The sequence below is a fragment of the Corallococcus macrosporus DSM 14697 genome, from assembly GCF_002305895.1.
GTDB lineage: Bacteria > Myxococcota > Myxococcia > Myxococcales > Myxococcaceae > Myxococcus > Myxococcus macrosporus.
Window position 1 is genome coordinate 879,748 of the sequence record NZ_CP022203.1, and the last position, 20,364, is coordinate 900,111.

17 protein-coding genes are annotated in these 20,364 nt (G+C 72.2%); 11 read left to right on the forward strand and 6 right to left on the reverse strand.

Features of this window, described 5'->3' with window-relative positions; genetic code table 11:
• Positions 1 to 93 precede the first annotated feature (93 nt).
• From MYMAC_RS03785 to MYMAC_RS03805, 5 genes are all read left to right on the forward strand, one after another.
• Complete coding sequence (locus MYMAC_RS03785) at positions 94 to 3,138, forward strand: helicase-related protein (RefSeq protein WP_204817360.1); 3,045 nt, start codon at positions 94 to 96, stop codon at positions 3,136 to 3,138.
• 144 nt (positions 3,139 to 3,282) lie between these two features.
• The gene (locus tag MYMAC_RS03790) at positions 3,283 to 4,092 is read left to right on the forward strand and encodes a TadE/TadG family type IV pilus assembly protein (RefSeq protein ID WP_095957071.1); all 810 of its coding nucleotides are present in this window, start codon (positions 3,283 to 3,285) and stop codon (positions 4,090 to 4,092) included.
• Positions 4,071 to 5,609, forward strand: coding sequence for a pilus assembly protein (locus MYMAC_RS03795; protein WP_095957072.1), 1,539 nt, complete (start codon positions 4,071 to 4,073; stop codon positions 5,607 to 5,609). The genes MYMAC_RS03790 and MYMAC_RS03795 overlap by 22 nt, the downstream gene beginning before the upstream one ends.
• 1 nt (position 5,610) lies before the next feature.
• The gene (locus tag MYMAC_RS03800) at positions 5,611 to 6,561 is read left to right on the forward strand and encodes a hypothetical protein (RefSeq protein WP_204817362.1); all 951 of its coding nucleotides are present in this window, start codon (positions 5,611 to 5,613) and stop codon (positions 6,559 to 6,561) included.
• Complete coding sequence (locus tag MYMAC_RS03805; protein WP_095957074.1) at positions 6,558 to 7,397, forward strand: hypothetical protein; 840 nt, start codon at positions 6,558 to 6,560, stop codon at positions 7,395 to 7,397. Before MYMAC_RS03800 ends, MYMAC_RS03805 begins: the two co-directional genes overlap by 4 nt.
• Positions 7,398 to 7,410: 13 nt before the next feature.
• Here MYMAC_RS03805 and MYMAC_RS03810 read toward each other — a convergent pair whose 3' ends face one another.
• The 3 genes from MYMAC_RS03810 to MYMAC_RS03820 are packed head-to-tail and all read right to left on the reverse strand — an operon-like array spanning position 7,411 to position 8,980.
• A complete protein-coding gene (locus MYMAC_RS03810) occupies positions 7,411 to 7,944 on the reverse strand; it encodes a hypothetical protein (RefSeq protein WP_013936106.1) in 534 nt (177 codons plus the stop codon).
• A gap of 3 nt (positions 7,945 to 7,947) precedes the next feature.
• Entirely contained in the window at positions 7,948 to 8,709 is a 762-nt protein-coding gene (locus MYMAC_RS03815) for a hypothetical protein (RefSeq protein WP_013936105.1), read from the reverse strand.
• A 46-nt stretch (positions 8,710 to 8,755) separates the two neighbouring features.
• A complete protein-coding gene (locus MYMAC_RS03820) occupies positions 8,756 to 8,980 on the reverse strand; it encodes a hypothetical protein (protein WP_013936104.1) in 225 nt (74 codons plus the stop codon).
• 122 nt (positions 8,981 to 9,102) lie between these two features.
• On the opposite strand from MYMAC_RS03820, the gene MYMAC_RS38520 reads away from it, so the two are divergent.
• On the forward strand, positions 9,103 to 9,726 hold the full coding sequence (locus tag MYMAC_RS38520) for a hypothetical protein (protein WP_338025996.1): 624 nt from the start codon (positions 9,103 to 9,105) through the stop codon (positions 9,724 to 9,726).
• A gap of 973 nt (positions 9,727 to 10,699) precedes the next feature.
• On the opposite strand, the gene MYMAC_RS03830 is transcribed toward MYMAC_RS38520, so the two are convergent.
• Both MYMAC_RS03830 and MYMAC_RS03835 read right to left on the reverse strand, forming a co-directional pair.
• A complete protein-coding gene (locus MYMAC_RS03830; RefSeq protein WP_095957076.1) occupies positions 10,700 to 11,077 on the reverse strand; it encodes a hypothetical protein in 378 nt (125 codons plus the stop codon).
• A gap of 90 nt (positions 11,078 to 11,167) precedes the next feature.
• Entirely contained in the window at positions 11,168 to 12,931 is a 1,764-nt protein-coding gene (locus tag MYMAC_RS03835) for an ABC transporter ATP-binding protein (protein WP_095957077.1), read from the reverse strand.
• A gap of 158 nt (positions 12,932 to 13,089) precedes the next feature.
• On the opposite strand from MYMAC_RS03835, the gene MYMAC_RS03840 reads away from it, so the two are divergent.
• The 4 genes from MYMAC_RS03840 to MYMAC_RS03855 all read left to right on the forward strand — a co-directional run bounded on the left by MYMAC_RS03840 (position 13,090) and on the right by MYMAC_RS03855 (position 18,822).
• Complete coding sequence (locus MYMAC_RS03840) at positions 13,090 to 13,530, forward strand: hypothetical protein (RefSeq protein ID WP_095957078.1); 441 nt, start codon at positions 13,090 to 13,092, stop codon at positions 13,528 to 13,530.
• Between the two features lie 168 nt (positions 13,531 to 13,698).
• Positions 13,699 to 14,829, forward strand: coding sequence for a molecular chaperone DnaJ (gene dnaJ, locus MYMAC_RS03845; protein ID WP_095957079.1), 1,131 nt, complete (start codon positions 13,699 to 13,701; stop codon positions 14,827 to 14,829).
• Positions 14,830 to 15,016: 187 nt separating this feature from the next.
• Complete coding sequence (locus MYMAC_RS03850; protein ID WP_204817364.1) at positions 15,017 to 17,182, forward strand: penicillin-binding protein activator; 2,166 nt, start codon at positions 15,017 to 15,019, stop codon at positions 17,180 to 17,182.
• Positions 17,179 to 18,822 carry a WD40 repeat domain-containing protein gene (locus tag MYMAC_RS03855; RefSeq protein WP_095957081.1) on the forward strand — a complete coding sequence of 548 codons (1,644 nt, stop codon included), beginning with the start codon at positions 17,179 to 17,181 and terminating at the stop codon, positions 18,820 to 18,822. The genes MYMAC_RS03850 and MYMAC_RS03855 overlap by 4 nt, the downstream gene beginning before the upstream one ends.
• Positions 18,823 to 18,838: 16 nt before the next feature.
• On the opposite strand, the gene MYMAC_RS03860 is transcribed toward MYMAC_RS03855, so the two are convergent.
• Positions 18,839 to 19,531 (reverse strand): ferredoxin reductase domain-containing protein, encoded by a 693-nt coding sequence (locus tag MYMAC_RS03860; protein WP_013936096.1) that lies wholly within the window; start codon positions 19,529 to 19,531, stop codon positions 18,839 to 18,841.
• Positions 19,532 to 19,615: 84 nt separating this feature from the next.
• Here MYMAC_RS03860 and MYMAC_RS03865 point away from each other — a divergent pair, with 84 nt between their 5' ends.
• A complete protein-coding gene (locus tag MYMAC_RS03865) occupies positions 19,616 to 20,356 on the forward strand; it encodes a transglycosylase domain-containing protein (RefSeq protein ID WP_013936095.1) in 741 nt (246 codons plus the stop codon).
• Positions 20,357 to 20,364 lie beyond the last annotated feature (8 nt).

Genomic DNA, 20,364 nt, shown 5'->3' on the forward strand with positions numbered 1-20,364 from the left:
CTCCAGCGCGGGCGCCGGATAAGCGGAGTCCCTTACGGGGAGGCCGTCATGGAATGGCCTTCACCCGGACAGGGGGTTATGAGCGGACGTTCCATGTCTCTCGTCGAAGGTTCGAAGGTCCGCTACCTCCCGCAGCCCGAATGGGGTGTGGGGCATCTGCTGTCGCTGCACGAGGAGGGCGCCAAGGCGCTCGTCGTCTTCCCCGCCCGGGAGGACGCCCCGGTGCTGGTGTCCACCAAGGGCGGCGCCCTGGTGCAGTACCCGCTGCCTCCGGGCGAGCCGGTCATCACCTACAAGGGCCGCCTGGCGCTGGTGGTGCGCGAGGAGCCGGGCGCGCGCGGCCTGCGCCGCTACGTGCTGCGCTACGCGGAGAACGACGAGGAGGACGAGCTGCCGGAGTCCTCGCTGCGCGCGCTGCCGCCCCGCTCGGATTTGCTGTCCACCCTGCGCGAGGGCCGCGTGGGCGACGCCAGGGCCTTCGCGCTGCGCAAGCAGGCCCTGATGCTGGACGACGAGCGCCGCTGTGACGCCCTGGGCGCGCTGCTGGCCAGCCGCATCATGGTGAAGCCCCACCAGGTGGGCGTGGTGCAGCGGGTGCTGTCCGCCAGCCGTCCGCGCTTCGTGCTGGCGGACGAGGTGGGCCTGGGGAAGACGATTGAGGCGGGCATGGTGTTCAGCGCGCTGCGCCTGTCCGGGCTGGCGCGCCGCTGCCTGGTGGTGGCGCCCAGCCACCTCACCGTGCAGTGGCTGGTGGAGCTGTTCCACAAGTTCAACCAGCTCTTCACGCTGATGGACTCGGACCGCTACGCGCAGTCCCTCAAGGAGGCGCCGGAGGTGTCGCCCTGGGCGCGCTTCCCGCTGGTGGTGACGAGCCTGGAGATGCTCCAGCGCGGCGAGGAGCACCGCCGCGCGCTGGCCGGCGAGGACGCCTTCTGGGACCTGGTCATCATCGACGAGGCGCACCACCTCAAGGGCGAGCGCGCCTTCGAGGCCGCGCAGGTGCTGGCGAAGAACACCTGGGGCCTGCTGCTGCTCACCGCCACGCCCATGCAGTTGGACCCGGCGGAGTACCACGGGCTGCTCACGCTCATCGACGCGGCCACGGCGCCCACCGTGGCGGGCTTCGAGGAGCGGCTCAAGCGCCAGGAGGAGCTGTCCGCCGCGGTGCGCGCGCTGATGGAGGGCGGCAAGCCGTCCGCCGCGGTGCAGGCGCTGGCCAGGCGCTTCCCCGAGGACGCGAAGCTGTCCTCCCTGAAGGACCGGGACGCGCTGCTCCAGCACCTGGCGGAGACGTACAGCCTCAGTGACAGGCTGGTGCGCAACCGCCGCGCGGTGGTGGGCGGCTTCTCCACGCGCCGGCTGCACCGCCACCCGGTGACGCTGCCCGCCGAGGAGCTGCGGGTCCGCGACGCCGCGCTGGCGGTGCTCGCCGGGGCCAGCCTGCGCGGCGCGGCGCTGGGCAACGTGCTGCGCCGCCTGGAGTCCAGCCCCGCCGCCTTCGCGGGCGCGGTGCGCGCCAACCCCGTGTTCAAGGGCCACGCGGACGCGCTGCGGCTGCCGGCGCGAGACGCGAAGTTCAGCGCCTTCCTGGGCGTGCTGCGCGGCGTCTGGAAGGCGGAGCCTGGGGCCAAGGTGCTCGTCTTCACGGAGAGCCGCGACACGCTGGACACGCTCCAGTCCGAGCTGGGCCGCGAGGGCGTGGAGGCGCTGGGCTACCACGGGGACTTGCCCCTGGTGGAGCGCGACCGGCAGGTGGCGCGCTTCCGCGACCCGGAGGGGCCCAGGGTGCTGCTGTGCACGGAGGTGGGCGGCGAGGGCCGCAACTTCCAGTTCGCGCACCACCTGGTGCACTACGACCTGCCCTGGAGCCCGGCCACGGTGGAGCAGCGCATTGGCCGCCTGGACCGCATTGGCCAGACGCACCCGGTGGAGATTCACGTCTTCGACCCGGCGGGCACGCTGGCCTCCGACGTGCTCATGCTGCTGGCGGACGCGGTGGGCGTCTTCGGCGAGACGGTGGGCGGCCTGGACGCGGTGCTGGAGGAGGTGGAGCCGCGGCTGGCCGAGCTGGCGCTGCTGCCGCGCGAGGCCCGCATGGCCTACGCGCAGGAGCTGAAGGCCCGCGTGGAGGCGGCGCGCGCGCAGGTGAAGCGCGCGTATGACCCGCTGCTGGACGTGCGCAGCTTCGACCAGCCCGCGGTGGAGCGCTTGGTGAAGCGCGCCCAGGAGCGCATGGGCATCGAGGCGGACGAGGACGACGAGGCGGAGGCGTCCAGCGTGGAGGATGGCCTGTGGGGCATCGCGCGTGATTTGGACGAGCGGCTGGAGGAGACGGTGACGGAGCTGGCGCGCCGGGTGGGCATCGGCGTGGACACCGACGAGCAGGTGGAGGCCTTCCAGGTCGCCTTCCAGTTCGGCCACGCGCTGAAGGTGGACGGGCTGCCGGGCATCGACGTGATGGAGGACCGCACCCAGCTCGGCACCTTCTGGCGCGACACCGCGGTGGAGGCGGAGGAGCTGGAGTACTTCGCCACCGGCCACCCGCTGGTGGAGGCCCTCTTCGGCTTCCTGCGCGACGGCCCCCATGGCCGCAGCGCCTTCCGCTTCATCGAGCGGCGCGGACCGCTGAAGGGGCGCGGCGTGGAGCTGCTCTTCCACGTCCAGCTCCCGGAGCCGGAGGACACCTCGCCCGGCGCCCGCGTGCCCAGCCGCCAGCTCGCCCGCTTCCTCACCCGCACGCTGGTGCACGTCGCCGTGGCGGACGCGGGCGGGAAGCCCAAGGCGGAGCCCGCGCTGCTGCCCGCGCTGGAGAAGGAGGGCAAGTCGCTCAAGGGCGACGAGGTGTCGCTCGCCTTCCCGGGCTTCGCGGACTTCGTGGACGCGGCGGTGCCCGTGGGCCAGAAGGCCGCGGAGGCGGAGCTGGCGAAGCTGGCCGCCCAGGCGCGCAAGGCCATTGAAGCCGAGCGGGACGCGGCCGTGGCCCGCCAGCGCCTGTCCCTGGGACACCAGGGCCTCTCCGCCGAGGCCGTGGAGGCGCAGTTGGACGCCGAGCGCGCCCACTACACCCGGCTATTGGAGGCCCTGGCGGGCGCCAAGGTGGTGCTCGACTCCGCCTGCGGCTTCGTGCTCAACCGCTGACGCGCCCCGGCAAGTGTCCGTTGATGGACGCGCGATGCCGGGTTGCTGAGACTTCGAGGATTACCGCTTTTGTTCTCTCAGTGAAATCGCGCGTCTTCAACGGTGCGGGCCATTTGACCGATTCCTCAATCAACGAGAAATAGGATGGTGGAGGCTCGTATGATCCACCGGGGCACCCCACGTACACGACGTCAGTCGGGACAGGCCGCGGTGGAGGCGGCCATCACCCTACCGCTGGTGGTGTTCCTCATCTTGGGGACGCTGCAGCTCTTCATGATGCTCCAGGCGCGCATCCTGGCGCAGGTGGCGGCGTACCGGGCGGTGCGCGCGGGGAGCATCAACCACGGCAACTGCCTGCCCATGATGCACGCGGCCATGGTGACGATGCTGCCCACGGTGGCGCGCACGGACAGCGCGGAGGCGCTGGCGGCGGCCTTCTCGCCCCGGCGTCACAACCACTACCGGGTGCGCAGCTCCTACGGCAACGAGTTCAACGAGCCGATGATTGAAATCGTCCGGGAGTCTCCGGATGCCGGCTGGGCGCAGGAGCTGACGGGGGGCGAGGACCTGCTCTTCGACCAGCCCACGGACAACGCGGCGGCGCTGCGGGCGCGCACGTTGGAGATCCGCATGGTGGCCTGGTACTACATGCGCATCCCCTTCGCGAACTGGGTGATGAACCGCATGCTGCTGGCCCACTTCCGGCTGCGGCGCTACACGGCGGCCAACCCGCTGATGCCGGTGCAGCGGCGCTCCGCGTGGTGGGGAGAGACGGACGCCACCCTGGGCCGCGACGGCTGGCCCGGCGGCGATCTGGGCACCCGCATGCTGCGCTGGAGCGACCAGGGGCACTTCGTGTTCCCCATCCAGGTCAACGCGGCGATGCGGATGATGACGCCCGTCATGTCCGAGTACTTCATGGGAGGACCCGCGTGCAATCTCCACGGCTCGTGAGGCGTCCGCGGCGCGGTCAGGCGCTGGTGCTGTTCGCGCTGACGCTGCTGCTGCTGGCGTTGATGGTGTTGATGACGCTGGGCTTCGGCATGCGCGCCAAGGAGCGCGTCGAAATCCAGATGGCCGCGGACGCGGCCGCCTACAGCCAGGCGGTGGCCACGGCGCGCGCGTTCAACGCCATCGCGGTGATGAACCGCGCCCAGGTGGCGCACATGGTGGCCATGGCCGGCACCCAGTCGCTCATCAGCCACAGCAGCCAGACGTACGCGGCGCACGACGTGGCCTGCCCCGGCACCATCCCGCCGCCGGTGTGGTTCGCCGCGGACGCGGCCGCCGCCACGCAGGTGCAGCAGCTCCAGGGCCGGGCCGGCAACATGTTCCGGGCCGGGCTCAACATCTACGGCAAGCTGCTGAGCGAGCACATCGCGGGGCAGGCGCTCGCCCAGCGCGTCGCGGGGGCGGTGAGCCCGGAGCTCCAGGCCCCTCCCGCGGGCGCGGCCAAGAGCTTCTCCGAGCTCAATGGTGGCAACGACGTCCCGGAGCGCGACGCCGTCATCCAGTCCATCAAGGCGGGCACCTATGGCTGTGGCGTGGGCGACGGGACGCTGTGTCCCGCGGGCGGCGGCACCCCCGCGCTCAACGCCACCATGGGGAGCATGGGGTGGACGTGGGTCCACAACCGGCCAGGAGGCACCGCCAGCTTCGGCACCGGCGGCGCCGCCGTCTCCATCAGCTTCCGCCGCTACGGCTCGGTGTCGCAGATGGACTCGTCGTCATACCACACCGTGTCGGGCCGCAACTCCACGGCGCATGACCACGGGCGCGTCGTCATCCCCACGCGCTGCGCGACCCCGCCGACGCTCCCGCCCATCGCCACGGACGCGTGGGTGATGTCCGACGAGGAGCAGACGCACGAGGACCAGCACGTCTACGGCGCGCGCCTGCCCCCGGGCCAGATGCCGGAGGACGGGACGCCGCCCTATGAGACGCACACGCTGGGCGCGTGCGTCGTGTGCCCCGGCATCTGGCCCTACTCCATCGGCTACAACGTGGAGGAGCTGCACGCGGGCGCGTCCAACCACTACGGCCAGCCCAAGCTGTACAGCATGCTGTACCGGGACTACGCGAGCGCGGAGCGCCGGGCCCGCCCGGACCCGTGGAACCTCTTCTTCCGCTTCCGCTTCGGGGAGACGGAGGCGGAGTTCGACAACAGCAGCCCGCTGGGCCGCATCCGCCCCACGGGTCGCGAGGACGTGCACCGCAACCAGGTGGCGCTCGCCGCGGGGCAGGTCTACTACCACCGGCCCCGGGCCGCGGCGCAGGGCGGCGGCTGGCGCGAGCCCCCCAACTTCCTCAACCCCTTCTGGCGCGCCACGCTGGTGAGCGCGGAGGGCGCCCGGGATGACCGGCCCGCGGACAGCCTGGGCGCCGCGGGCTTCACCGGGCACGCGCGGACGCTGCGCGAGCTGCACTCCGTGGGCTACCGGGGCGGTGGCCCCGGCGACAGGGGCTACTGACATGCGGGCTCGCCACGCACGAGGCCAGTCGTTGGTGGAGACGGCGCTGGGGGTGATGGTGTTCGTCACCATCCTGCTGTTCGGCATCTACTTCGCCGAGGTGGGCGCGCTGACGCTCAAGGTGCAGGAGGCCGCCAACTTCGCCATGTGGAACGCCACCGGCCGCGTCATGCACGACCCGCAGGACAACGAGTGGGGCCGGCGGGGCACCGTGCTGGGCGCGGAGGCGGAGGCCAACGGCCGCTACGCGGACTTCGACGGACGCCAGCGCATGGGCCGCACGCCCGTGGCCGTGCAGCAGGCCATCGCGCGCGCGCAGCCCATCCAGGTGGACTGCCGCCCGGAGCTGCCGGGCGCCCTGTACGGCCTCTCCATGGCGGACGCGGACCCGGACCTGGCGGGCACCCTCGTCATGGGCACGCAGGGCATGGGGTGCACCGCGTCCTCGCGCATTCGCGGCGTACGCATCGGGCGCTATCTGGAGGAGGGCCGGGAGGGGTTCTTCCAGGTGTCCCAGCGCCGCATCGCGGATGCCTTCACGGTGTGCGCCGCCGGGCGCGCCTCGGGGGGCCGCTGCACGGCGCGCTTCGGCATGCTCCTGGATGACTGGGGCCTGGCCGGCGTGGCCGAGGGCCGGGCCTGCGCGCTCAACATCGACGGCGCGCGCCGCTGCGCCAATCCCGACTACTACGAGTGGACGCAGCGCGTGTACCGCGCCAACGGCGCTGGCGGCAGCGCCGGCTCCGCGCTGGCGGCGCTCACGGGCGCCGCCGGCGTCAACGAGGACCAGTTCTTCATGAGCTTCCGCGGCGAGGAGGACAACTACGAGGAGAACCTCGGCGCCACGCACGCCGGCGGCCAGACGCGCTGGGAGACGTCTCCCTTCGACGCGCCGAACATCCGCTCGCACAACGTGGGGCGGGCGAACCACTGGCTCGGGGTGTCGCGTTGACGTGGCGTCGTCGGCTGCTGGCCGGCGTGTGCCTGCTGGGCACGGCGCCCGTGGCGGCGCAGGTCACGGCCGCGAAGCCACCCGTCGTGGCTCGAGGTCCAGCCGCGAGCAAGCCACCCGTCGTGGCGCCGGGCCCAGCGGCGGGCAAGCCGCCCGCCGCGAACGCGACGCCGCCCGGGGTCCCCTCGCGCCCGCGCTTCGCCTGGCCCCGGGTGCAGGTCATCGACACCGTCGAGGCGAGCGAAATCGTCGAGGCCGCGGGCATCCCCGTCGCCCTGCGCGCGGTGCACGCGAAGGAGCGGATGGACGCCCTGGTGCAGCGCTTCGCGGACGCCTTCCTCCAGGCGGGCCTGCACGTGCCACCCGGGCATGAGCAGCCGCAGCTCGCCAGCGGCGCGGTGATGCTCACCGCCATCGACGGCCACCGGGGCATCACCTACACCGTCATCTTCCAGCCGCGGCCGGACCGCACCACCCTGCTGTACCTGGGGGAGGCCAACCACGCGCTGCGCAGGGACCCGGCGGCGGCGGGGGACTTCGCGCCCATGCCGCCCCGGGCCAGCCAGGTGCTGCGCGTCAACAGCGAGGGCTCGCGGACGCTCGCCTTCCACGTCCCGCTCTCCGGCGAGGCGGTGGACGCCTTCTACGCGGACGCGCTCAAGCGCGCGGGGTGGCGGCTGGCGGAAGGGGAGACGTCCTTCTACGTGCGCGCCGGCGAGGAGCTGCGCGTGGTGCACGACGCGGGCGAGGCGAACCAGCGGGCGGTGGTGCTGGTGTACCGCGGCGGCCCAGGCGTGCCGCCGCCGCCGTCCGCGCCCGCCGCCGTCGTGCGCTGAAGCCTGGCGGCGCTCAGGCGCGCAGCTTCTCGCGCAGCGCCTTGGCGCGGCCCTGCATGTCCGGGTCCATGCTGGTCAGCTCCACGGACTTCAGGCGCTGGTCCAGGCTCTGCGGCACCTTGGTCTTCAGCTTGCCTTCCTCCCCGAGCGCCTCCAGCTTCGCCAGCGCCTTGTCGACGATGCGCTCGCGCGGGTGGTCCAGCAGGCTGTCGAGGAAGTACGCGTCTTCCGGCAGCTCCGGGTACTTCTCCAGGTAGTCCACCACGGCCTTCACCCAGTCGGCGCGCGTGTCGGACTCCGTCACCTTCTGCATGGCCTGCTTCTGGGCCTTGCGCTTGCCTTCGGGGTCGAACGTCTTCGCCAGGCCCTCGGGCAGCTCGCCGCCGGTGAAGAGCGCGTCCGCGGCGGCCTTGTACTTCTGGTAGCTCGCGCTGCGCTCCAGCTTCTGCTGCGCCGGGTCGTCCTGGCGGGACGTGTACTTGCTGCCCTTGCCGCGCCCCGCGTCGATTTCACGCCAGCTCTTGGAGCGCTTTTTCTCGTCGGCCATCCTTCATCTCTCCTTGCGAGCGCCCCAGAGCGCCGCCAGTCCGCGATGGACGAGGCGCCGCACCACCTCCAGTTCCTGGGAGGGCAGGGGCTGCTCCTCGTCCTGCTCCGCCTCGAAGAGCGCCTCGTCCGCGTAGTCCTTCAGCGGCTGGGGCACTGGCGGGGCATCCGTGTCCGCCTCCAGCACCGCCGGTTGGACGGACGTGAGTCCCGGCGGCCAGCCCAGCTCCAGCATGGCGTACAGCTCGAGGAGCAGGTGGCGGGCGACGCCATATCCTTCGTCCGTGAGCGCCGCCGCGTCAAGCGCGCCCAGCAGCGCGTCCTGCCGGTTTTCGAAGGCGTGGGTGAAGCGCGTGCGCGCCTTCGCGTCGTCCTCCAGGTAACGCCAGGCCGCCTCGACGAATTCGCCAGAGGGCGCTCCGGGGTGGAAGGGCGTGGGCGCGGTGGGCTTCACCTTCTTCGGGCGGGGCGGGCGGGCCTCGTCGTCCAGCCGGACGCGCTTCCCCTCCGCCACCAGCTCCCAGAGGCCCAGCAGGTTCTGGTACAGGCGCAGCGCGATTTCGGGCGAGGGGAAGCGGGGCTCCTCGTCGAACAGGGCGGGGATGGCGTCGCTGGACGCCGTGCCCTCCGCGTGGGCGGCCCGCATGCGCTCGAGCACCTGGGCGCTGTCCAGCGCGCTGCCGGCCAGGTCCAGCAGGCCGTCGAGCGTCTGGGCGCCCTCGAAGTGGCGTTGGAAGTCAGCACCTCTGTCACGGGAACGGCTCATGTGGGCGGGCACGCTAAGCACAGCGGGCAGGCGGGCGCACGCGGCTTCATGTCTCGCCGGGCCATTCCCCCATCAATTCGTCCTGGCGCTCCTTGGGGTTGGAGTCCCAGGTGTAGTCCTCCGGGACGTGGCCACCGCCGTGGGCGGCCCAGCCGTCCCAGCTCACCTGCGCCTTCATGAAGGCGTCGGTGGGCTCATCCGTGACCTCGGGGCGGTTGGTGGGAACCTCGAAGGGCGCGTCGATGGGCGCATCCGGAAGGGTGATGGCCATGGTGAAGCCTCCTGCTGTGAACAGTAGGGCGCCTCCCGGTGCGAGAGGAGCGGGGGCGCCAGGCAGACGAGCGGTGGGCCGTCTTCCGTTTCGGGACCGCCGCCCCTAGTCTCCGTTCACACATGGCAGAAACCTCCGTGGAGACGTTGAAGACCGCGGTGCAGGCGCTCTACCGCGTCCACGCGGTGGAAGGCCCGCCGGGCGAAAATGGACTGCGCACCGTCTGGCACCTGTGTCCGGACGGCGCGGAGCTGATGTCCCTGGTGGACTCCGAGGGGCGCGTGCGCCGGCAGGAGCTCACGCTGCTGGAGGACCACTACGTGTGGGCCAGCGGCGAGGGCGTGCGCACCGGCTACCTGGAGCGCGGCGGCGGCAGGCCCACGGCCGCGGCGGTGGTCCAGACGGACCCGGAGCTGGCGCCGCAGCGGCTGATGCGCGCCGCGCTCGCCATGGGCACGTACACGGGGCAGGACCGCTACCTGCTCCACATGCAGCGCGTGCTGGCGCTGGCGCGCGAGGGGCTGGAGATGAAGGGGGGCCTGGCCCGTCCCTCGGAGCCGACGCTGCCCGCCGTCGAGGCGCCGGTGGTGGCCGCTCAGGCCGTCTTCGACGTGCCGCCGCCCGCGACGGCGGAGGACGTCACGCCTCCCGTGGTGCGGCCCGGTGAGGGCATGATGATGCTGTGGGTGCTCGCCCTGGGGCTGCTGGTGGGGCTGGGGATGCTGGCGTTCATCTTGATGGGCTGAGTTGGAGGCGCGTCGCCCGTCGGCGGCCGGGGCATGCGGCCCGAGGGGCCTTCTCCGTGCTCGGCGGGGATGGCCACCGGCGCGTGCTCGGTGGCGGAGCTCACCGGGTGGGCGTCCAGCACCAGCAGCACGGCCACCGCGGTGGCGGGCACCAGCCGGGCGGACCAGCCCAGCGGCGTGTGGGCGTCCTCGCCGGCCCGCCGGGCCATCAGCGTGAGGCCCAGCACCGTCAGCACGCCGGTGCAGGTCCACCGCAGCGCGCGCAGGTTCGCCGTCGCCGCCAGCCCCGTGGCGATGAGCTCCGCGCGCTCCGCCTCCGGCATCCGCGCCAGGCTGGTGAGGAAGTTGAGCAGGTGGCGTGCCTCCAGCGCGCCCACCATGGCCACCGAGGCCAGGGACGCGGAGACGCCGCTGGCCAGCAGCAGGCCCCGGTTGCGGGAGCTTGCGTCCTCCCGGAAGCCCGAAGGCCCGAAGTGCGCCAGCATCTGCCCCAGGGCCAGCCCCAGCAGCAGCGCGGTGCTCGTCCAGGCGCCCAGCATCCGCGGGGCCATGGCCTCTCCCGTGCTGACCGCCAGCACGAGCCCCGCCTCCACCGTGTCCAGGCGGGGCAGGGACGCCACCACCCGGTCCATCAGGACCTCGGTGCCCATCAACCCCAGCATCCACGGCAGCGTGGCCAGGCCCAGCATCGCCGACACGGGCACCCGCCGCTCCATGCCCGCGCTGCACAACGCCACCGACAGCAGCGGCACCTCCAGCACCAGCGCCATCACCACCAGCGCGGCGAAGGGCCCGGCCGCCTGGAGCGCGCGCCACACCCCGTCCACCCCATCCAACAGGGGGCCCAGGGTGAAGCACCACACGAACACTGTGATGGGCACGGCCGACGCCACGAAAAGGCCGGGCGCAAGACGAAGCCGGAGCGGAACAAGCATTTCAGGAGAGAGTAGTCTCTCCGGTGAAGCCTGTGAAATTAGACCGGGGGACGACCCACGAGCCAGTAGATGACGCTCGCCAGCGCTCCCGCGACAGGAGAGACGAGCACACCCATCAGGTAGAGCCTGGGGCACCCGCCCTCGGCGCAGCCGATGCGGCCGTAGGCGAGGACGCCGGCCAGCAGCAGGGGCACGTGCATGCCGATGAGGAAGACGCCGACACCGCGCAGCACCAGCCCGCGGTACCAGGTGCGTGTCCACAACCGGAAGAGGATGGGGAGCAGCAGCAGCGTCAACGTGGCCGCGGTGGCCAGGGCCCCCTGCCGGGCTGACACCGCCACACACGCCAGGGCCGCGAGCGCCAGCGCGGGGACGAGCAGCAAGGCGTTGAGGGACAGCGGCTCCCGGGGACGCATCGAATCAGCGAGGGACGCTGGCAGAGCGGCGGTGAGGGTGCAAGGCCGGAAGCGGGTGGGTGTCCGGCAGCGGCCAGGGGGCGCGCCGGCTCAGGCCGCGACGGCGCCCTCGCCCAGGAGCTGGGTGTAGCGACCCCGCAGGGCCAACAACTGCGCGTGGGTGCCGGCCTCCACCACGCGGCCGCCCTCCACCACGGCAATCAGGTCCGCGTCGCGCACCGTGGACAGCCGGTGCGCGATGACCAGCACCGTGCGCCCCTTCATCAAGGCCACGAGCCCTTCACCCACGGCCGCCTCGCTCGCCGCGTCGAGCGCGCTGGTGGGCTCGTCCAGCAGCAGCACCGACGGCCGGCACAGGAAGGCGCGCGCCAGCACCAGCCGCTGCCGTTGTCCGCCGGACAGCCTGCCGCCGCGCTCGCCCACGGGTTCATCCAGGCCCCCGGGCAGCGAGCGGACGAAGTCGTCCGCGTGCGCCAGCCGCAGCGCCTCCCACAGCGCGTCGTCCGTGGCCTCGGGGCGGCCCAGCCGCAGGTTGTGCCGCACGGTGCCGGAGAAGAGCACCGGCTCCTGGGGCACCCACGCCACCTGGCCGCGCAGGCTGGACGGCTTCAGCCCCGTCATGGGCGCGCCGTCCCACAGCACCTGCCCGCCCGACGTGGGCAGGAAGCCCAGCAGCACGGAGAACAGCGTCGTCTTGCCCGCGCCGGAGGGGCCCACCAGCGCCACGCGCGCGCCGGCGGGCACCACCAGGTCCACCCCGCGCAGCGCCTCGCGCCCGTCCGCGTACGTGGCCCGCACGCCCTCCAGCCGCAGCTCGCGTGACAGGGGCCCCGCGGCGTCGCCCACGTCCGGCGGGGACGGCTCGTCCGCCATGGCGAAGAGGCGCTCCGCGGCGGCCAGGCCCGTCAGCACCTGCGACAGCGTGCCGCTGAGCGACTTCACGGGTTGGTACAGGAGCAGCGCGGCGGCCATGAAGGACAGCAGCCGTCCGGCCAGCGCGGGGTCCGCCGCCACCGCGCGCGCGCCCCAGGCCACCGCCAGCGCCACGCCGGCGATGCCCAGCAGCTCCACCGTGGGGCTCACCGCGCCGCGCAGGAAGAGCGAGCGGCGCATCTCCCCCAGGTACTTGTCCGCCTCCACCTCGAAGGCCTCCAGCGCCCGCGGCTGCCCGCGGAAGGCCTGCACCACGGGCAGGTTCTGGAGCTGCTCGGCGGTGAGCGCCGTCAACGTGCCCAGCCGCTCCTGCGAGCGCGCGGCCACCTTCTTCAGCGAGCGCGCGAAGCGGTTGATGGGCAGCACCGTCACCGGCACCACGACGAAGGTGAAGAGGAACAGCGTCTCGTCGATGAGGAAGCAGGTGACGAGCAGCGCGATGATTTGCAGCCCGTCCTTCACGTAGGACGTGAGCGCCTGCGTCACGGAGAACTCGACCAGGGGCACGTCCGCGGTGAAGTGCGACAGGAGCTCGCCGGAGTGCCGCCGCTCGAAGAACGCGGGAGGTTGGCCGAGCAGCCGTCCGTAGAGGAAGCCGCGCAGGTCCGCCATCACCCGCTGCCCCAGCCGCTGCATCAGCCCGCCCTGGAGAAACTGCGCGGTGGCCTTCACCACCGCCACGGCGACGACGAGCAGGGGCAGGCGCTTGAGCAGGGCATCCCCTGGCAGGGACACCCCGGCGACGGTGACGGGCGCGTCGGTGAGCACCGCGCGCAGCAGGGGGCCCACCACCCAGGCATAGGCGGACGTGGCGATGGCCGCCGCCACCGACGCGCTCATGCCCGCGGCGAGCAGCAACCGGTACGGGCGGAGGTAGCCGAGGAGCCGGCGATAGACGTGTGAAGAAGGACGGGGAGCCACTGTTCGGCGGCGGACTCTGTCACTGAGTCGCCAGAAGGTCCAAGGCTACCGGGTCCTGGAGGGTGGTGCCCTGTCGGCTGCCCTGCCACCGGGCGCCTGCAGCGCACGGGCCAGTTCCATTGCCCACCTTCAACCCTGCGGACAGGTTCAGGGGAGCCATGGAAACCAATAACGAAAAAGAGGCCCTGTTCAATCCGGGCTGTGAGCCGGTGGTGGAGGACGAGGAGCGCCGGCGGCTCCTGTGGCTGATGGCCGAGTACTTCCGGACCATCGGGTACACGGACATCAAGGCGCGCCTCCCCGGGTTCATGCCTCCTCCCATCCTGTCGGGGACCATCGAGGACCACCGGCCCGACTTCACCTGCCGGCAGTCGGATTCGGCTCGCACGCCCATCATCCTGGAAATCGTCACCCCGCACATGGTGGAAGACCCCACGGCGGAGAACCGCTGGAGCCTGCTGGCCAGCGCCGCGAAGCTGTACAACGCGGAGCTCCACTTCGTGGTGCCCAAGTGGGCCTCCACCGGCGCGGTGGACCCGGGGCTCAAACGCAGGCTGGCCCGCATGGAGCTGACGGCCAACCGCGTGTGGACCGTCTGACGGGTTCCCTCCTTCCCGCCACGCCACCCGCCCGGATGCCCGCCTGGCACCGGGTGGGCGCGGGCGGCGCGTGTCCCCGCTGGATTGCCGGTGCGTTTCGCTGCGTTATAGTGACTCGAGATTTTACGCAGCGTAGAAAAGCACAGCAAATTCCAGGGGTTGTAATCGATGCCAGCAGCGGCGGCGGGTCAGAAGCGCGACTACTACGAGGTCCTGGGCGTCCAGAAGTCTGTTTCCGCGCAGGAGCTCAAGAGCGCGTTCCGCAAGGTGGCGCTGCAGTACCACCCGGACCGGAATCCGGGGAACTCGGAGGCCGAGGAGAAGTTCAAGGAGGCCTCGGAAGCCTATGAGGTGCTGAGCGACCCCGAGCGGCGGGCGAAGTACGACCGCTTCGGGCACGCGGGCAACCCCTTCGAGGGCTTCGGCGGCGCCGGGGGCGGGTTCCAGGGCGTCAACATCAACGACATCTTCGGTGAGATTTTCGGCGACATCTTCGGCGGTGGCCGGGGTGGGCGCCGGACGAGCTCGCGTGGCGCGGACCTGCGCTACAACCTGGAAATCACCTTCGAGGAGGCGGCCTTCGGGTGCCGGCCCAAGGTGACGATTCCCCGGCCGAAGAAGTGCGACACCTGCTCCGGCTCCGGCAGCAAGAGCAACACCGGGCCCCGGCCGTGCTCGGCGTGCGGCGGCAGCGGCGAGCTGCGCTACACCCAGGGCTTCTTCGCGGTGTCCCGCCCCTGCGGTGACTGCGGCGGCACGGGCGCGGTGGTGCCGGACCCGTGCACGCGCTGCAAGGGCTCCGGCAAGGTGCCCTCCGAGGAGGTCATCGAGGTCAACATCCCCGGCGGCGTGGACAACGGCACGCGCGTGCGGCTGTCCGGCATGGGCGAGCCCGGAGACCGGGGCGGCCCGCCGGGGGACCTGTACGTCACCGTCATCGTGAAGGAGCACCCGCTCTTCCAGCGCGAGGAGTACGAGGTCTTCTGCGAGGTGCCCATCTCCTTCACGCAGGCGGCGCTGGGCGCGAAGATCGACGTCCCCACGCTGGACGGGAAGGTGAAGATGACCGTCCCCAGCGGCACCCAGTCCGGCAAGGTGTTCCGGCTCAAGGGCAAGGGCATCCCCCACCTGCACAGCCAGCAGCGGGGCGACCAGCACGTGCGCGTCGTGGTGGAGACGCCCACCGAGCTGTCGTCGAAGCAGCGCGACCTGCTGGAGAAGTTCGCGGAGGCCTCCGGCGAGGAGTCGCACCCGCAGTCGAAGAGCTTCATCGCCAAGGTGAAGGAGCTGTTCGGCTGAGGACGGTTGCGGGCGCGGGGCCGCGAAAGCGCGGCCACCGTGCCGCGCCTGGTGGGCAGCCGGGCGCCGCGCCGCGGCGGGCGGGCCCCGGGCACGGGCACTGCAAAACAGCGGGCTCTGGCCGTGGAATCTTCCCCCCGCTCGGGTGTCGACGGGGGCGCACCCCACTGCTATGCACGCCCCTGCCATGGATGTCCTGCCCACCCTGCGCCGCTCGCTCGTCATCGCCCTGGCCCTGCTGCTGACGGCCTGCCCTCGTTCCTCCCGCACGCCCGCCGGAGGTGACCGCGGCGGGGAGCTGCCCACGGGGGACCCCTTCCCCAAGCGCCCTTCGGTGGAGGCGAAGAAGGACCCCGCCGCCGACGCGGCGCTGGCGCAGGCCACGCAGACGGCCCGCGCCACCCCGGACAAGAAGAAGGCCGCGGAGGCCTACCTGTCGGTGCGCAAGGCGTATCCGGCCACCACCGCGGGCCAGGACGCGCTGTACCAGGCGGGCGTCCTCTTCTTTGAATCCAGGGACTTCGCCAACGCGCGCAAGAGCTTCAACGAGCTGCTCTTCGAGAACCCGCTCTACGCGCGGGCGGATGACGCCAAGCACAAGCTGGCCGTCTCCGCCATGGAGGTGGGCGCCTACCGTGACGCGTACCAGACGCTCACCAGCCTCGCCGAGCGCGCCAGCGGCGCCGAGCGCACCCAGCTCCTCAACGAGGCCGCCCGCGCCGCCGAGGGCGCCGGCCTCTACGGGCAGGCGCTGAAGCTGGCGGTGGACGAGGCGGGGCGGGCCCAGGGCGCCCAGGCCCAGGCGGACGCGGTGGCCAAGGTGGAGGCCCTGGTGGAGGGCCGCGCGGGCTTCACGGACGTCGCCAGCGTGGCGGAGGGCCTGTCGCCGTCCAACCCGGCGTGGCCCGTCATCACCTTCAAGCTGGCCCGCATCTACTACCACCTGCGGGACTGGACGCGGCTGGAGGAGACGCTGAACCGCTTCCTCGCCGAGGCGCCCAACCATCCCTTCGCGCCGCAGGCCCGCGAGCTGCTGGCCCGCGCCACGCGCCGCGTGGAGGCCCGCCCGCGCACGGTGGGCGTGCTGCTGCCCATGACGGGCCGCTACCAGCCCATTGGTGAAGCGGTGCTGCGCGGCATCCAGTTGGGGCTGGAGGGCAGCGGCGTGGAGCTGGTGGTGAAGGACACGCAGGGGGACGTCAACAAGACGGGCCAGTCCATGGAGCAGCTCGCCTTCGACGACGGCGCCATCGCGGTGCTGGGGCCCCTGCTGAACGACGACTCGAAGCGCGCGGCGCTGCTGGCCGAGGAGCTCCAGGTGCCGCTGGTGACCATGAGCCGCCAGGACGGCATCACCGACCTGGGCAGCTTCGTGTTCCGCAACATGCTCACCAACGCGGCGCAGGCGGAGGCCATCGCCGACTACGCGATGAACGTGAAGGGCTACAAGCGCTTCGCGCTGCTCTATCCGAACATCCCCTATGGCGTGGAGCTGGCGGACTCCTTCTGGGACCAGGTGGTGGCGCGCGGCGGCGCCGTGCGCGGGGCGGAGCGCTACTCGCACGACCAGACGACCTTCACCACCGAGGCCAAGAAGCTGGTGGGCCGCTACTACCTGGACGACCGCGGGGACTACATCGAGGGCCTGCGCGACGTGCAGGGTGAGAAGCTGGACGCGTTCCGCCGCCGCAAGGCGCTGGAGAAGGTGAAGAGCGGCGTGGAGCCCATCATCGACTTCGACGCCATCTTCATGCCGGACGACTGGCGCCGCGTCAGCCTGGTGGCGCCCGCGCTGGCGGTGGAGGACATCGTCACCAACGCGTGCGACCCCCGGGACCTGGAGCGCATCCGCAAGACGACGGGCAAGCGGGAGCTGAAGACGGTGACGCTCTTCGGCGCCAACCAATGGAGCAGCCCCAAGGGCCGCTCGGGCCTGCCGGAGTTGGTGGAGCGCGGCGGCAAGTTCGTCACCTGCTCGGTGTACGTGGACGGCTTCTTCGTGGACTCGCAGCGCCCGGCCACGCGCCGCTTCGTGCAGCAGTACCGGGAGGCCTACCGGGCGGAGACGGGCCGCGACCCGGGTCTGCTGGAAGCCATTGGCTACGACTCCGGCCGGATGTTGCGCCAGCTCATGGAGCAGAAGGATGCGCCGCGCACCCGCGCGCAGATGCGTGACGCGCTGGCCAACCTGAAGAACTTCGACGGGGCCACCGGGCGCACGTCCTTCAACGAGAAGCGCGAGGCGGTGAAGGAGCTGTTCCTGTTGTCCATCGACAACAAGGGCGTCAAGGAAATCAACGTCGAGCAGGAGCGGCAGAAGGCCGCCTCGGCGTCAGGAGGCTCTGGGACATGACGTTGACGAGGGGGGCGTTCGCGCTGCTGGCGGGCGGGCTGGTGATGGTGGGTGGTGGTGGCTGTGCACACGCGCCCCCTCGGGTGTCTCCGGAGCTGAGCGCGCGGCTGGACGCGGAGCCGGGCACGTGGCTGTCCGGCGGCGCCGCGGGCCTGTCGCGCAGGGCCGTCCTCAACAACAAGGACTTCATCTGGGGCCTGGCCTTCGCGCCCCAGGGCGGCCGCGTGGCGTACTCGCGCCTGGGCAGCAAGTCCTACTTCCTCTCCGTCTGGGAGCTGGGCGCCGCCGAGCCGACGCTGCTGGCGGACCCGGCCATCAACCCCTACGAGTTCGACGTGGAGGGCGTGGCCTTCTCGCCGGACGGCACGCGGGTGGCCACCGCGGGCAAGGACGGCGTGGTGCGCCTGTTCGACGCGGCCAACGGCGCGCTCGTCGCCGAGCGCCGCACCGAGGAGCCGCTGTCCGTGGTGGCCTTCCACCCGAGCGGGCAGTGGCTGGTGGCGGGCAGCTACAAGGGCTTGATGACGGTGCTGTCGGCGCCGGCCCTGGCGTACGCCTCCGAGGAGCGCGGGCACCACGGGCCGGTGAGCGCGCTGGCCTTCGCGCCGGACGGGACGCTGTACTCGGGCGGCTGGGACAAGCACGTGCGCGCCTGGCGCACCGCCGTGGAGGGCCTGCGGCCGGGGCAGGCGCGCATGCGCTTCGAGCGGCGCGCCGGCTCCGTGGTGCTGGGGGGCACGGTGAATGACAAGGCGCCCCTGTCCTTCGCGCTGGACGCGCGCGCGCCCGCGCTGGTCCTCACCAGCGAGGCGGCCGCGGCGGCGGGCATCGACGTTCCCTTCCTGAAGGAGACAGTCACTGTGCCGGGGCCGCTGGGCACCATCACCGCGCGCCTGGCGCGGGCCCAGTCGCTGCGCTTCAAGTCCATGCGGGTGGAGGGCGTGGACCTCGCCGTCTGCGACGCGTGCGTGCCGCAGGGCACCCAGGGCGTGCTGGGCGCGCCCTTCTCCGAGCGGGTGGAGGTGACCTTCGACGAAGTCACCGAGGAGGCCGTGCTCACGTTGAAGGGCGGCCCGCCCGAGGACGCGGCGACGGTGGACGCGCTGGTGCTCGCGCGGCGCTCGGAGTTCGCCTTCCCGGCCCACGTCAGCGACGTCACGGTGGACGCGCGGGGGCGGCGGCTGGGCGTGGGCCTGTCGGAGCAGAAGCCGGAGCGGGATCGCGCCGTGTACGAGCGCGAGCGCCAGGGCGTGGAGGAGCCGCGAGGGCCCTTCAACGCGGGCGCGCTGGTGGACGCACAGTCCGGCCAGGTGCTGGCGAAGTGGCCGCTGCACCGGGGCGTGGTGGCCACGGCGGCCATCTCCCCGGATGGGCGCTCGCTGGCCAGCGGCGGCTGGGACAAGCGCGTGTACCTCTTCACCGAGGGCGACACCGCCGCGCGTGGCGAGCACCGCTTCGACTGGTCCGTGCGGCGGGTGCGCTTCAGCCCGGACGGGCGCTGGCTGGGCGTGGCCGCGTGGACGCCCCAGGTGGCCAGCCGCGACGGAGACAGCGACCCGGCGGCGGTGCTGCTGGACGTGGGCTACGAGTCGCCCACCGTGCAGGGGCCGGGCGCGTCTGGCGCGTCCGCCGCTCAGTAGCGTCCGCCGTCTCCGCTCAGAAGTTGAGGTGGATGTCGCCCGCGGGCATGCCGCGGGCCTGGAGCGTGCTCATGACTCCGCGCACCATCTCCTTCTGGCCGCAGAGGAAGGCCACCGCGGTCTGCACGGGGCCCTCACCCAGGTGCGCCTGCACGTAGCCGGTGAGGCCCTGCCAGCCGCTGACGCCGGGCTGGCTGACGGTGCGCACCACGCGCACGCCGCCGGCCTCCCATTCGTGCAGCTCGTCCGCGTAGGCGAAGGCCCCCGGCGTGCGCGCGCCGAAGTACAGCGTCACCAGGCCATAGGCCCCGCGCTCCCGCTGGATGCTGGTGATGACGGAGCGGATGGCGGAGATGCCGGAGCCGGTGGCGAACAGGAGCACGTCCTGGCCGCGGGCGCGCTCCAGCGGGAAGCCCCGGCCCTCCGGCCGCGACACGTCGACGTGGGCCCCCCGGGGCAGGTGGATGAGGGCGTCGGGCAGCGGGCTGCCGGCCTTGAGGAGGAACTCCCACTGCGTCCCCGGGCCACCGGGCGGGGAGGCGATGGCGAACAGGCCCTCTCCCACGCCAGGCAGGCGCAGGTGGACGTACTGGCCGGGGCGCTCGTGGGTGCCCGCCAGGGGCGTCCCCCGGACCTCGAGTACGAGGTCGGTGAGACCATCGGCGGCGGGAGCGGTGTCGGCGACGGTGGCCGGGTGCCAGTCGGGCATGTCGGGGTTTTAACCTACGCGCCTGTCCCGTGCTGCCCCTGGTAGCCTGGGGGGGTGAAGAGTCTGCTCTGGATAATCCTGTTCATGTTGGGCCTCGCCGGCGTGGTGATTCCGCTGACGTACCTCTACACGGCGAGCAAGCTGCCGCCGCTGGAGAGCGAATTCGACGTGGAGAAGCAGCTCAAGCACAGCATCGAAGGCGAGCGGATGAGCCTGCGGGCCGGGCAGATGCAGCGCAACCCGCGCCCCATCACCTTCGTGCGGCCGGACTTCTCCAAGCTGCCCAAGGATCTGGTGGCCCTCTACATCCGCCACATGGACTGCCCCCGGTACTTCCAGACGCCGCGCGAGGACGGACCCGCGTGGGCCTGGCGCCTCTTCCTGGGCGCCACCCTGGGCACCGCGCCGCCGGGTGACGGCGCCTGCGAACGCCTCCTGGCCATGCGCATCGCCGCCACGCTGGGCATCGAAGGCACGCGCGAGCGCTCCGTGGCCGCGCACCGCATCCACACCTTCATGCAGAAGGACCAGCTCATCGCGTACGACCTGGCCATCATCCACTTCGAGCGGGGCGTCGTCGGCGTGGAGGACGCGGCGCTGGCGCTCTTCGGCCGGGAGCTCAGCGAGCTGGAGCTGGAGGAGCTCGCCGAGCTGCAGTTGGCCCTGCCGCCGTACAGGGACTACTACAGCATCAAGCACTGCAAGAACCCCACGGAGCTGCGGAAGTACCGCAACCAGATATTGGAGGACCTCGCGGTCTGGCGCCTGGTGGCGAAGGAGCGCGCCCTGGCCGCCATGGAAAAGCCGATGGCCTGCGCGCGCTGAGGGGGCCG